This window comes from Gemmatimonadaceae bacterium, assembly GCA_035606695.1.
Classification (GTDB): Bacteria; Gemmatimonadota; Gemmatimonadetes; order Gemmatimonadales; family Gemmatimonadaceae; genus JAQBQB01.
The window spans coordinates 21,580-34,832 of record DATNEW010000008.1 but is presented as its reverse complement, the minus strand read 5'-3'; the positions used below and the strand labels follow the sequence as shown (position 1 = coordinate 34,832).

Below are 13,253 nucleotides of genomic sequence, written 5' to 3'. Positions count from 1 at the left end.
GTCAGCCTCCTTCCGATCGCGAAGCCCTGGCCGGGTGCCGCGCCGCATCCAGATGTACGGCGAAATCCTCACCCTCCCAACGCCCGGCTTGGGGCCAGAAAAACGTGAACAGGACGCGGCCGCCCGCCGACGCGTCCGCGGTCGGCAGATCCACGAACCAGATACCCAGCGTTGAATCGACGGAATCGGTGTCCTCGACAGTCCGCCATTCGTCGCAGCTCCAATGCGCGACAAACGGCGCGAGTGCTTCGATGCGCAACGTGTTGCCGGCCGGAATCGCGCGGACCTTGTTGTTGAAACGCCATTGCGACGTACGACATTCTCGTCGTGCACCGGCATATCGCCGCACGGTCTGCGGCGGTGTGTCGAACACACGCTCGTCGCGAAGCGAGCGCGCCAGCTTGAGGAATTCGGCGTGCGCCCACGCCAGTGGCATCGCCGATCCGCTCGGGCATCCGCAAAACAACGACCGTTCGGGAATGTCCGCGGCGTCCCAGACTTGCTCCGGAATCAACCCGCCGCGACCGCTTTGGCGGCGCACGGCGTCGAGCAACAGCTGGGCGTTGTTCGGTCGTCCAGCCGCAACCTCGTAGTGGCCGCGCTCGCCGGCGAGCAGCGGCCACCCTCGGCCGATGCCCGTTCCGTCGAAGGCGGAGCCGTCTTCATGTTCGCCGTACCCATCGTCGTTGTACCGGTGCCACACGGGCCCGTTGGGCGTGGTCGTGCACAGCAACCAATCGATGACGCCGATGGTATTTAGAATTTTCTCATCATCCGGAGCGCGGAGCCCGAAGCGGACGAGCGCCAGCGCATCGGGGCTCACCATCTCGCTGTAGACGATCTCGCTGCGCGACGGCGGCTGATTCTTCACGGCGATCGTTGAATCGCCGTCGCCAAGATCGCCCGGCGCGATTCGCACGTAGTAGCCGTCGACGCCGGCCCCCGTCGCGAGCGGGGTGCCGCGGACATACGTCCAACGCTCGAGCGACGCATTCCACATGTCGGCCGTTTGCCGAAGATAGTTTGCAGCCGTCGCATCGCGATGCCGGTCGGCGAAATCGGCGGCAACGAGCAGCGCGGCGATCTCCACTGCCAGCGTGAACGTCGAGTATCCGCCGTCTTCCTCCCAGCGGTCCTCCGGTGTGACCGGCCCAGTGCGAGCGAGATAGGCCGCGGCGCTTCGCACCATCGGCCAGGGATCGAGGTCGCCGAGCGCGCGATGACGGCGGAGTTGATCGGCGAGCAGAATTGGGAATCCGGTTTCGTCGAGCTGGTTGCCGCTCCAGTACGCGCGTCCGTCGAGCCACATGTTCTGCGGCCAGTGGCCGTCGGCGTTCTGTGTCGTCATCAGGTAGTGCAACGCGTGATGCGCGGGCGAGAGGTATCCCGCCGCCAACAGGCCGCCGGCGATCTCGACGAGATCGCGCGCCCACACCACGTGGTATCCGCCAAGATCGTGGTCGCCGCGCTCGTTTCCCCAGGGGATCGAGAGACTGGCAATGAAGGCGCCGCGCCGCACCTTGTCTTCATGCGTCTGAAGCACGGCGACGCTGAGTTTGCATTCGACGGTCGTGTCATCCGTCGCGGACAGGCGGCGCGATCGCGCATGATAAGACCTCCATCCGTCGATGAACGCCTTGCACGTCGCGTCGAACTCGGTAAGCAGCGAAGCACGCGCCGCGTGTGCAGCCTCGTCCGGTGTCCGGCCAAACGCCAACGCCAGCACGAACGCCTCACTCGCGTCGGGCAACTCGATCTCACCAGTGAGCGCGACATTGCCATTGCACGCGTCGTCGTAGCACGCCGTAAGCCGACGGTCGCGTGACAGCTGTTGCCATCCATCGTTGACGCCGACGAAGCCGCAACTCATCGACGCGAACGTTGCGGAGCACGCCAGCGCCAACACGGAATCTCCGCGCCGAGCAAACAACATCGGCCAGCCGTTATAGTCGCCGACCCATCCGGTGTTTCCGTATCCCTGGTTGTCGAGGTGAGGCGCGAGGAGCACGAAGAGACGGTAGTCTCGATTGGAACCGCTCAACGCGTCGAACGTGGTTGACTGGAGCAGCACATCGCGGTCGGGATCCGTGAGAAGAGTCTTTCGTATGCGGAACCGGTCACGATTGCAGCTGTTCGTCACTCGAAACGCGGGCACTCCAGTCTCGATCATCTCGACGGTATGCCGCGTGTCCCGCTTCTCTTCGGCGAAAAAGTCTGGATCGGCCGTCACGATCATCTGCATGTCGCGGACGTTCGCTTGATCGACGCGCGGATAGTACACCTCGTTCACGATGCCGTGTGCCATCGTGAACCACACCATACTTCGCGCGCCGATCGCGGTCCCGACGCCCGACTTCGCGCTCGACGTCCAGCGTGGCTCGACCCCCGGCCCTCCTGGGGCGCCACCGTGTGCAGCCATTACCGGCGATCTCGCGTGAACACGCCACCGAGTGTCGCGCCGAGCGCGAGGGCACCGCCGAGCATCAACCATGGCTTCCGCTTCGCGACCCAGAGCTCGACGCTCGCATCGCGCGCGCGATCGTCGAACCGTCCGTGGGCCGCAAAATCTCCGGGGGCCGGCTGCCAGAGATTGTCGGCTCGTTCGGGATTCGCCGGCTCGCTCGTCTGCTCGCCCTGATACCCCTCGTGCCCGAGCTTTTCGTCGATGTATCCCGGCACCACTTTCTCGCCGAGCACCGCCTTCACGGTTGGCCACGCGACCAGAAACTCGCGTCCAACATCGTGACGAACGCAGTGATGCACGGCATCGGCGCCGACTTCGGGCTGAAAGATCGGCGGCACCGGCTGCGTCTTGTGCGGCAGCCGGCTCTTCGCCCAATCGAACTGCGGCGTATTCATCGCCGGCATCTGCACCATCGTCGCCCGCACGCGACTGCGGTCGTGTATCAGTTCGCTCAATAACGATTCGTGAAATCCCATGACCGCGTGCTTTGCCGCGCAGTACGCCGATTGCAGAGGTATGCTCCGATGCGCGAGTGCGGATCCCACCTGGATGATGACGCCGCGGTCACGCGACAGCATTCGCTTGAGCGCGGCGAGCGTTCCATGCACGTAACCGAGATACGTCACTTCGGTCACGCGACGGAATTCGTCGGCGCTCATCTCCTTGATCGGCGAGTAGACCGAGACCATCGCGTTGTTGATCCAGACGTCGATCGGCCCAAGCTCGCGCTCGACCGTCGCGGCGGCGTCTTCGACGGCACCGGCGTCCGCGACGTCGAGCGGGAGCACGATCGCGCGGCCGCCGAGTGCCTCCACTTCGGCCTTCGCGCTCTCGAGGCGTTCGCGGCCGCGCGCGATCAAACCGATCGCGCTGCCGTCCCGGGCGAATCGCTGAACGATGGCGCGACCCAGCCCGGCCGAGGCGCCGGTGACGACGACAACTTCGCTCATACTGACCTCTGATCCAGCGACATCTTCAACGCGTCGGCGAGGTGCAACGCGCGCACGCCCGTCGTCTGAACGATCTGTTCTCGGCAGCTAAAGCCGTCGGCGAGTATCAGCGCGTCGCGCGCACTCTGGCGAACGGCGGGAAGAAGCACGCGTTCGCCGCAGGCGACCGACACGTCGTAGTGCTCCCCCTTCTCATAGCCGAACGCGCCGGCCATGCCGCAACAGCCGGAGTCGAGCACGGTGAATTCGAGGCCTGCCGCTTTCAGCACTTCGGATTGGCTGTCGAATTTCAGAATCGATTTCGCGTGACAATGACCGTGCACGACCGCTTTGCGATGCATCGGCGGCAACTTCAGGTGGTCGAGATGTTCCGCGAGGAACTCTCCGAGCATGAACGACTGATCGTGCAGTCGCTTCGCGTCGTCATCGTTCGGCAGGATGTTCGTCAGCTCGTCTCGAAACACGGAGACGCAGCTTGGTTCGAGGCCAACCACGGACGTTCCCGCGCGCAGATGCGGCCCGAGCGCATCGAGCGTCTCTCGCAGCAGCTTCTTCGCGGTGCCAAGCATGCCGTAGTCGTACAAGGGTCGTCCGCAACACAGCGGACGTTGTGGAACGACGACCTGAAACCCAGCGGCCTCGAGTACCTGTACCGCGGCCCGCGCCGTATCCGGCAGGAAATAGTTGTTCCACGTGTCGACCCACAGCACGACGGGAGTGCTGCTCGGGTTCGGCGTCTTGCGATGCTTGAACCAATGTCGGAAGGTGCGTCGCGCGAATGGCGGAATTCGCCGCTCGGGCGCGATCGACACCGCGGCTTTCGCGAGCGAGCGCAGCCCGGGGGTCTGCGTGAAGAAGTTCGCGAATCGCGGCGCGTGTGCGGCGAGCCGCGCCCAGCGATGCATCAAGCCAAATGCGTAGGCGGACAGCGGACGACGGTGTCCATCGTAATAGTGCGACAGAAACTCTGCCTTGTACGTCGCCATGTCGACGTTGACCGGGCACTCCCCGCGGCACGCCTTGCACGCGAGACAGAGATCGAGCGCGTCCTTCACGGATTCGTCGCGCCATCCGTCTCCCAGCGGATTGCCTTCGAGCATCTCGAACAGCAGACGCGAGCGGCCGCGCGTCGAATGCTTTTCTTCACGCGTGACCATGTAGCTGGGGCACATCGTTCCGCTGTCGTGCTTGCGGCATTTCCCCGTGCCGACGCAACGGTTCGCGGCGTACGCGAAGCTTCCGCGATCTTCAGTGAACGCGAAGTGCGTCGCCGGATCCCACGGGTGGTAGTGCGGTCCCCAACGCAGGTTGCGATCGACGGGGTACGCATCGACCACTTTGCCGGGATTCATCATGCCGCGCGGATCCCACGCGGCCTTGAATTCTCTGAATGCCTGAACGAGCTCGTCGCCGAACATGATCGGCAACAGGCTTCCGCGCGCCTGTCCATCACCGTGCTCGCCCGACAGCGATCCGCCGTACGACGTGACGAGATGCGCCGCCTCGTTGAGAAAGCGCGTCCAGCGTGTGATGCCGTCGGGCGTGTACAGATCGAAGTCGATACTGCAGTGCACGCAGCCCTGCCCGAAATGCCCGTAGAGCGAGGCCGTGTAGCCGTAGCGATCGAAGAGCTTCTGAAGATCTCTCAGATAGTTGCCGACGTCCTCGGGGCCGACCGCCGAGTCCTCCCATCCGGGATAGAAGTCCGGATCATGAGGGATCTTTGACGTCGAGCCCAACCCGGCTTCGCGAATGTGCCAGATGAGGTGTTCCTGCTTGACGTCCTCGAACAACTTGACGCGTGAGGAGTCGACCTTCCCCTCGAGGCCCGACATGAGCTTGTGCGCCGACTCCGCGGCCTCCGCTTTCGTGTCGCCGCCGAATTCCACGACGAGCCAGGCGCCGCCGTTCGGGAAGAGCTTGCGTCCAGACGTCGACATACCCTTGTCGTGCATGTATTTGAACATGCTGGCGTCGATGCCTTCCAGCGCGATCGGCTTGAACTCGTTGCAGAACGCGACGTGGTCACCGGCGGTGAAGATGTCGTCGTAGGCGACGACGACCAGCGTCCGGACGCGCGGGCTATGGACGAGACGAAGCTTTGCTTCGAGCACCGTGACACACGTGCTCTCGGTGCCGACGAGCGCGCGCGCGACGTTGAATCCGTGCTCGGGAAGCAGCTGGTGCAGCGCGTACCCGGACACGAGTCGCGGAATCTTCGGAAACTTCGCGCGAATCTGATCGCCGTACGTGTCGCGAATCACCTTGAGGCGCGAGTAGATCTCGCCGCGCACGCCACCCGCGCCGATGATCGACTCGAGCTCGTCCTCCGACGTGGGACCGACGCGCATGCGCTCGCCGTCGTACGTCAACACGTCGAGCGAGAGCGTATTCTCCTCGACTTTCCCCGCCATCTGCGCATGCATGCCGCACGAATTGTTGCCGATCATTCCGCCGAGCGTGTTGCGCGCGTGCGTCGCCGGATCGGGACCGAACGTGAGCGACCGCTCTTCGGCGCGATGGCGTAAATCGTCGAGGACCGTCCCGGGTTCGACGCGCGCCCACTTCTCGTCCCAGTTGATCTCCAACACGCGGTTCATGTACTTGCTCAGGTCCATGACCACGGCGGCATTGCAGGTCGCGCCGGCGAGATCGGTCGCCCCGCCGCGCGACATGATCGGCGCGCCGAACGCGCGGCATGCCGCGACGGTGGCGACAACGTCGTCCGCGCTGCGCGGAACCACGACACCCACCGGAAGCTGCCGATAGTTCGACGCGTCGGTCGAATACAGCGCGCGATCGCCGTCGTTGAAGCGAACTTCGCCGCGCACGTCCGAGCGCAGCCACTTCTCGAGCGCCGGCACGTCGATGTGCAGGTCGCGTCCGCTCACCGCGTCGGGGCGCGGCGGCGTTGGCGGCGGCGCTTGCTGGCCCTTGCCGGTCCGCCGGGAGACCGGCATCTGCGGAATGCGGGTCATGCGACCTCGTACTTGAGCGCGTCCGCCTGTTTGAGCTCGAGTCCGAGGCCATGACGGCCGAGATCGGGGTGCAGCGCGCCGTCGCGCGGCGTGAGCACACCGTCGAAGAGCATCTGCTCGATGCGCGCGTGGTCGTGAAAGTATTCGACGTGTCGCACCCGCTTCGCCGCGCACGCCACGTGTGCGTGGAGCGACGGTGCGCAGTGCGTCGACAGCGGCGTCGCCGTGGCGTCGCAGAATCCGTCGACAACGATGAGGCCCGTAATGCCTTCGCATCGCGACGCGTCGGCCTGCAACACGTCGGTCGCACCGGAGCGCACGATCGACGCGAAGGTGTCCGGCGCGTATCCGTATTCGCCGACCGAGATTTCCATTCCCGGCGGCGCGTGCTCGCGAACGAATCGCAGGCCGCGCAGGTCGCGGTGGTACACGGGCTCCTCGAACCAGGTCACGCGCTGCTCGGCGAATCGCTCCGCTTGCGCCAACGCCTGCTTCCGCTCGTACGCGCCGTTCGCATCGACGAACAACTCGGCGCCGTCGCCGATCGCCGCCCGAGCGGCCGCGACGCGTTCGACGTCGGCGCGCGCGTCGCGGCCGATCTTCATCTTCACGCGCGGAATGCCGGATTCCACCCACCCCGCGAGCTGATCGCAGAGCTGGCGAACAGTGTACGATGTGAAGCCTCCGCTGCCGTAGACCGGCGCCGACTCACGCGTGGCGCCGAGCAGCGAAACGAGCGGCAGGCTCAGAAGCCTCGCCTTGAGATCCCACAGCGCGGTATCGACCGCGGAAATCGCCATCGATGCGATGCCCGTGCGTCCGACATTCCGTACGCTCTCGACGAGCGTCCTCCAGATGCGGCCGATCGACAGTACGTCCATGCCCCGTACGAGGCTCGCGAACGAATCGCGGATGAGCGTCGCCGTCGCGACGTTCGCGTACGTGTAGCCCAGCCCCGTCGCGCCACCCGCGGCGGCGTGCACGACGACCAGCGTCGTTCCGTTCCAGACGAACGTGCCGTCCGACTCGTTCGGTGTGTCCGTCGGCACGCGATACGCGCGGACCGTGAGATCGTCGAGCGGCACGCTATACGACTGCGTGGCGCCCACGGTCAAATGACCTCGCGTACTTTGTCTTCGACCACCGTCTTGATGATGTCCCAGCGATCCTTCTCGCCGCGCGCGAGCGCTTCGGCGAAATGCAGCGCCTGCTTCGTCGAGATCTTCCCGGGCATCGGCGGCTCGTTCGGATCGACCACCGCCTGCACCACCGCCGGACCGCGATGCGCCAGCGCCGCCTTTAGAACTTTCTCAACGTCCTTTGGCTTCTCGACGGTGAAACCGCCGGCGCCACAGGCCTTCGCGTACGCCTCGAAGTCGATCGGCTGGAGCTCGACGCCGAACTGCGGATTGCCCTCGAGCACCATCTGCTCCCACTTGATCATGCCGAGGACGTTGTTCTTGATGATGATGACCTTGACGTTCAAGTCGTATTTCACGAGCGTCGCGATCTCGCCCATGAGCATCGTGAATCCGCCGTCGCCGACGATGCACACCACCTGTCGCTTCGGGTACGCGATCGCCGCGCCGATGCTGTAGGGCAGGCCGTTCGCCATCGTCGCCAGCGAGCCGGAGAGCGAGAACTGCATCGTGCCGCGCATGTCGATGTAGCGCGCGCTCCACGTCGCGATCGTGCCGCTGTCCGACGAGACGATGGCGTCGTCGTCGAGCAGCTTGTTGAGATGATAGGTGACGACTTGCGGCTTCATCGGCATGTCGTCGCGCGTGCCGCGCTTCTTCATCAGGCCGCGCCAATCCTTCATCCGCTCCTGCGCGTCCTTGAGGAAGTCGTGCTTTTTCTTCTTTTCGATCAACGGCAGCAGCGCGCGCAGCACGGTGCGGCAGTCGCCGACGAGTCCGACGTCGACGTTGAAGCGCAGCCCGATGCGCGCCGGATCGACGTCGATCTGAATGCCCTTTGCTTTTCCCGGTTTGGGATAGAACTCCATGTAGGGAAAGCCGCTGCCGGCGATGAGCAGCGTGTCGCACTCCGCGAGCGCTTCCTGCGACGGTGCCGTGCCGAGCAGCCCAACGCCGCCGGTCGTGTATTCGCTGTCGTCGGGCACGACGGCTTTGCCGAGCAGCGGCTTGATGATCGGCCCCTGCACTTTCTCCGCGAGCTGCAGCACCTCATCGCGTGCGCCGAGGCAGCCGCGTCCGGTGAGGATCGCAACCTTCTTTCCGTCGTTGATGATGTCGGCGGCGCGCCGCAGGATCTCCTGCGGCGGCACGGAGTGCACGGCGGCGTACAGATCGGCGCTGTGCTTCGTGATGTTCGCGCCAGACCGGTGTCCATCCTCCACGGTCCACTTCTGAATGTCTTTGGGCACGGTGATGTGCGAGACCGTGCGGCGTGACAGCGCGGTCTTGATCGCTTCGTCGACGACGTTGTGGACATGCGCCGGACCCATCACGCGCTGATTGAACGCCGCGACGTCCATGAACAGCTTGTCGAGATCGACATCCTGCTGGTACTGCATGCCGATCAGGTCGTGAAACGTGTGGCCGGTAATCGCCAGGACAGGTTGGCCGTCGCACTTGGCGTCGTACAGCCCGTTGAGCAGGTGAATGCCGCCCGGTCCCGACGTCGCCATGCAGACGCCGAGTCGTCCGGTGTACTTGGCGTAGCCGCATGCGGCGAACGCCGCCGCCTCCTCGTGGCGTACCTGGACGAAGCGAATCGCCTTTTCGCGCGTTCGCATGGCCTCGAACAACCCGTCGATGCCGTCACCCGGCAGTCCAAAGATGGTATCCACGCCCCAGGCAATGAGGCGTTCGACGAGCAGATCGGCGACGGTATCGGCCATACGCTCCTCCAGGCGCGCAACCGCGCCCACGTGGTGCGCCGATGGCCTACAAGAAGCGTACCGATTATAGTGACGTCAATATAATTTGTGCGCTGCACGATTCCTGCATGCGGCGCAATCGGTACGCAGGAGACCACATCGCTCGCCAATCATGACTCCACGAGCAGCAAACCGTGCGGACGGCTCGGCTCGCAACCGAACGGCTCGCGCGGTTGATTGTATTCGGCGTCTCGTCAACGTGCTCGGTGAATCGGCGCGCGCCGTCGAGCAGGGATCGGGCGTCACGAACGCGCAGCTCTTCGTGCTGCGGCAGCTGGAGCGCGAGCGCGAGCTCACGATCAACGAGCTCGCGGCGCGCGCGCTCACGCAGCAGAGCACCGTGTCGCTGCTCGCCCGCCGCCTCGAGGACGCCGGCCTCGTCACACGCACCCGCTCGGCCGACGATGGCCGGCGCGTGTGCGTGACGCTGACGCCGAAAGGCCGCTCCGTGGCCCGGCGAGCGCCCGAGCCGCCCATCGCGCGCATGCTGCGCGGACTCGACACGATGCGGCCGGCGGAAATGGACGCACTCATCCGCGGAATCGGCGCGTTGCTGTCGGTGATGCGCGTTCCGGCCGACGCGTCGAACGCCCCGCTGTTCGAACCGGAAGCGGCCCGTCGCTTGCGGGCTGGCAAGGCGTCATCAACGAGGAGACCTCGTGGCTCGCGGCGATAAATCGAAATACACCGACAAGCAGAAGCGGATGGAAGATCACATCGAGGAAGGCTACGAAAAGCGCGGCGTCGGCAAGCACGAAGCAGAGCGGCGTGCGTGGGCGACGGTCAACAAGGAGACCGGCGGCGGCAACAAGCCCGGCGGCTCGGGACGCGGGAAGCGTGACACGAGCGCCGGCAGCATGACGCACGCCGAGCGGAGCCGTGCGGCAAAGAAGGGCTGGGCGACGCGTCGCCGCGAGGGCAACGCGTAAGACACACACTTCAACGCGGCGTGGCATCGTGCAGAAACAACCGGGATTCCGCCGTTTCGCCGTCGCCACGTCGCACGCCGTCGGCTCGTCGTGGGCCTTCGTCGCGGCGATGCTGGTCGTTCTGCTATGGGCCGTCAGCGGGCCACTCTTCCACTATTCCGACGGATGGCAACTGACGATCAACACCGGAACGACCATCATCACGTTCCTGATGGTCTTTCTCATCCAGCACACGCAGAATCGCGACGCGCAGGTGACGCAGCTCAAGCTCGATGAGCTGATTCGCGCGGTGAGAAGCGCGCGCAACGAGCTGGTCGACATGGAAGATCTGTCCGACGAAGAGCTTCGGCGGTTACAGCATCAGTTCGAGCTGCTGCGATCGAGCGCCGAAGCTCGCCTCAAGCGACAGCCAGGTCAGCCGTCGAACGAAACGACACGCTGAACCTCGCCGACCGAGGCGCCGTCAGAGCTCTCGACTGGCGCGACCGCCGTGCCAACCGCGAAGAACTCGATCGCGTTCGCGCCCCACCCCCAATTTGATTCCTCGACGCGCGCCGCGACGATTCCAACACCGCCCCGCGCCATCGCCTCCGCCTGCATGCGCTCGAGCGCGAGCTCGCGCGCGGCGTACGTCGCTTCGGTGTACGTCGTCATCTCCTGATTGCGGCCCACCTGCTTGAGCGCCTGCATGAATCCGAGGTGCGCGATGTGATACACGCAGGCGCCCATCGCCAGCGACACCGGGCGATAGCCGCCGCGTACGAGCTTCCACAAATCCTGCCCGCTCAAGTCGGACGTGAACGGCCGATTGTCTTTGGTGCGGTAGCTTCCGCCCTTCTTGGCATGACGAACCGCCGTGCCAATCGCCTGGAACTCGAGGACGTCGGCGTCGATCGAATACTTCGAGAAGATGAGACGCACGCCGACGATGCCGTCGGCGCCGAGGAGATCCGCTTCCTCCTCCATTCTCGTCATGGCGAGCTCGCGCGCTTCGTACATCGCGTGCGTCAGCACCGGGAGCTCCTGGCTGACGCTCCACTTCTGCCACTGAAAGCCGACGTGGTAGATCGAAGAGCCGAGGACGAGGCCCAAGGGCTGGAATCCCGCGTCCTCGACGAGCAGGAACTCGTCGACCGACAGGTCGCTCGTGAAGAACTTCGGGCGCTCTCCGTCGCCGCGCATGCCGCGCAAGCGAGCGGCGGCGCCCGGCGGCAGGTTGGCGGTGGACCCCGGCGTATACTCGGGCATGATCCGGCTCCGTGTTCAAGATGTTACATTCAGGTATTCGAACGCATCCACGAATCCAGCGCCTGCCGTCCGCGTTCGGTGCGGCGTGCCTCGGCATCGAGGGCCGCGCTCAGTTCACTGATGAAGACGTCGACGTCGATGGGTTCGTTTCGAATGACGACGTTGCGAACGACCTGTTGGCGGCGGGCCTCGAACGACGTGCCGCGCGCGCGCTCGAGGACGTAGGCGAGCTCGCCGAAGGGGACGCGGACCGATTGGACCTTTCGCGTGAGCAGGGCGCGTTTGACTTCGACGCCCGGCATGACGCCGATGAGCAGCATCACGAGATCCTCGAGCAGTTCGGCGCGGTCTTGCCGGCTGCGCTGCGCGAGAATCGCGCTGACGCTCACGGCGTCGGCGGAGGGCGTGGGGTCGGTCATGGGTCCAATGTAGTGCGGGGGCGGCGCTGTTTCTACGAAAGGGTGAGCGCGGCGCGCACGAGCGTCGCCGCCTCAACCGCCGCGGCGACTTCTTCGGTCGTCGGTCGGCGTTCCTTGGGGTATCGCGACAACGGCCAGAGTCGATCGAGTAAGGCGCACGCGTCGCTGGTGCGCGCGTCGGCTCGAATCGATGCCACGCTCAATTCGAGGAGCTTAGCCAAGACGTGCGTGCGCGGCGGAGCAACGCCACGAAGGACGAGATTTGCCTTCAGGTACTTCTCGACACACTGGTGTGCGTGAAACGCGGTGGCGTCGGCGGTCCTCGCGTCACCAACGCCCCTGTTCATCATCAGGTAATCGCTCTCGGCGCGCTCGACCCACTCACCGAACGACTCCGGTATCGCCGGCCGCTCGCGCACGACGCGCGGAGGCGGCGAAGACTGACGCTCGTACAGAATCTGTCCTTCACGCGCTACGACGAATTCGAGCGTTCCGACATCCGTGCGACGGCGCTCGAAGCGGTCGACCGTCGTCGCGATCACGTCTACCGGGCGGCTCGCTCGCGATACGAGACCATGAATCTCTGCCTCCGCGCGCGGGCTCTCATCGTCGAACAGGACCATGATATCGTAGTCGCTGTCGTCGTGCTGCTCGCCGCGCGCTCGGCTTCCGAACAAGAGGATTCGCGCCGGCGCGAAGGCTGGAACGATGGCGGAGACGATATCCTCGAGGGCAGTATCGGCGACGGGCGTCTTCACGATGACAGGTGATGTGATGTCATTTCCGGCGTGCGAGTGACTGGAACACACTATGTCCTCGGCAGGCTAATCGGCAACCAGTTTCCTGCCGGCGGTGCCACCCGAGCGCAAACCGTGACGAAATGATGTGGACCGCTGCCGAGGCCCGCGAGCTCAACGCCAAGAATCCGTCGCATTGGCCGCGCTACGAAGTCATCGACGGCGAGTTGCTGGTGCCGCCGGCGCCCCGGCCTGTGCATCAGTATGCCGTCGAGGAGCTCGTGCTCCGGCTCGGGCCATATGTTCGCCGGCAACGCGGCGGAGATACGCTCACCGCGCCAGCCGCCATCGAGCTCGATCAGAATTCGGCGGTCGCACCTGACGTCTTCAGCTCGAACCGACCGTGTGAAGAAACGGCGCTACTTCGCGCGCACCGCCGTTCCCGAATACTGGATCGTCGACTGCGACGCACGCGTCATCGAATGCTGGCGCCCCGGTGACGAGCGTGCGCTCATCTGCGACAACGAATTGACGCGGACGCCGCCTGGGGCGAGCGACGCGTTCGTGCTCGACCTCCCGACGTTTTTCACGGACGTATTCGGCGATACGTAGGCGCCTCGCCG

At 65.0% G+C, this 13,253-nt stretch carries 11 protein-coding genes and 1 pseudogene; 4 read left to right on the top strand and 8 right to left on the bottom strand.

The genetic code is table 11. From position 1 onward, the window contains the following. Position 1: 1 nt before the first annotated feature. Genes VN706_01935 through VN706_01915 form a run of 5 tightly spaced genes read right to left on the bottom strand, consistent with a single transcriptional unit; the run spans position 2 to position 9,258 of the window. The gene (locus VN706_01935) at positions 2–2,419 is read right to left on the bottom strand and encodes a glucan 1,4-alpha-glucosidase (protein HXT14359.1); all 2,418 of its coding nucleotides are present in this window, start codon (positions 2,417–2,419) and stop codon (positions 2–4) included. Further along, positions 2,419–3,414: an SDR family oxidoreductase gene (locus tag VN706_01930; protein ID HXT14358.1), complete on the bottom strand. Its 996-nt coding sequence runs from the start codon at positions 3,412–3,414 to the stop codon at positions 2,419–2,421. The genes VN706_01935 and VN706_01930 overlap by 1 nt, the downstream gene beginning before the upstream one ends. Beyond that, positions 3,411–6,392 carry an FAD-linked oxidase C-terminal domain-containing protein gene (locus tag VN706_01925; protein HXT14357.1) on the bottom strand — a complete coding sequence of 994 codons (2,982 nt, stop codon included), beginning with the start codon at positions 6,390–6,392 and terminating at the stop codon, positions 3,411–3,413. The genes VN706_01930 and VN706_01925 overlap by 4 nt, the downstream gene beginning before the upstream one ends. After that, positions 6,389–7,501 carry an enolase C-terminal domain-like protein gene (locus tag VN706_01920; protein ID HXT14356.1) on the bottom strand — a complete coding sequence of 371 codons (1,113 nt, stop codon included), beginning with the start codon at positions 7,499–7,501 and terminating at the stop codon, positions 6,389–6,391. The genes VN706_01925 and VN706_01920 overlap by 4 nt, the downstream gene beginning before the upstream one ends. Positions 7,502–7,503: 2 nt before the next feature. Next, the gene (locus VN706_01915; GenBank protein ID HXT14355.1) at positions 7,504–9,258 is read right to left on the bottom strand and encodes a thiamine pyrophosphate-dependent enzyme; all 1,755 of its coding nucleotides are present in this window, start codon (positions 9,256–9,258) and stop codon (positions 7,504–7,506) included. Between the two features lie 151 nt (positions 9,259–9,409). On the opposite strand from VN706_01915, the gene VN706_01910 reads away from it, so the two are divergent. Genes VN706_01910 through VN706_01900 form a run of 3 tightly spaced genes read left to right on the top strand, consistent with a single transcriptional unit; the run spans position 9,410 to position 10,668 of the window. Beyond that, complete coding sequence (locus VN706_01910; GenBank protein HXT14354.1) at positions 9,410–9,973, top strand: MarR family transcriptional regulator; 564 nt, start codon at positions 9,410–9,412, stop codon at positions 9,971–9,973. Next, positions 9,957–10,226, top strand: a complete 270-nt coding sequence (locus tag VN706_01905; GenBank protein ID HXT14353.1) for a hypothetical protein — start codon at positions 9,957–9,959, stop codon at positions 10,224–10,226. The genes VN706_01910 and VN706_01905 overlap by 17 nt, the downstream gene beginning before the upstream one ends. A gap of 28 nt (positions 10,227–10,254) precedes the next feature. Next, positions 10,255–10,668 (top strand): low affinity iron permease family protein, encoded by a 414-nt coding sequence (locus VN706_01900; GenBank protein HXT14352.1) that lies wholly within the window; start codon positions 10,255–10,257, stop codon positions 10,666–10,668. Here the strand turns inward: VN706_01900 and VN706_01895 are convergent. Genes VN706_01895 through VN706_01885 form a run of 3 tightly spaced genes read right to left on the bottom strand, consistent with a single transcriptional unit; the run spans position 10,641 to position 12,651 of the window. Then, positions 10,641–11,474, bottom strand: coding sequence for a heavy metal-binding domain-containing protein (locus tag VN706_01895; protein ID HXT14351.1), 834 nt, complete (start codon positions 11,472–11,474; stop codon positions 10,641–10,643). The genes VN706_01900 and VN706_01895 overlap by 28 nt on opposite strands. Before the next feature lie 29 nt (positions 11,475–11,503). Continuing rightward, on the bottom strand, positions 11,504–11,893 hold the full coding sequence (locus VN706_01890) for a hypothetical protein (GenBank protein HXT14350.1): 390 nt from the start codon (positions 11,891–11,893) through the stop codon (positions 11,504–11,506). 32 nt (positions 11,894–11,925) lie between these two features. Further along, entirely contained in the window at positions 11,926–12,651 is a 726-nt protein-coding gene (locus tag VN706_01885) for a HEPN domain-containing protein (protein HXT14349.1), read from the bottom strand. Between the two features lie 122 nt (positions 12,652–12,773). Between VN706_01885 and VN706_01880 the strand changes: the two are divergent. Continuing rightward, positions 12,774–13,242 (top strand): annotated as a pseudogene (locus VN706_01880) (Uma2 family endonuclease). Positions 13,243–13,253: the final 11 nt, after the last annotated feature.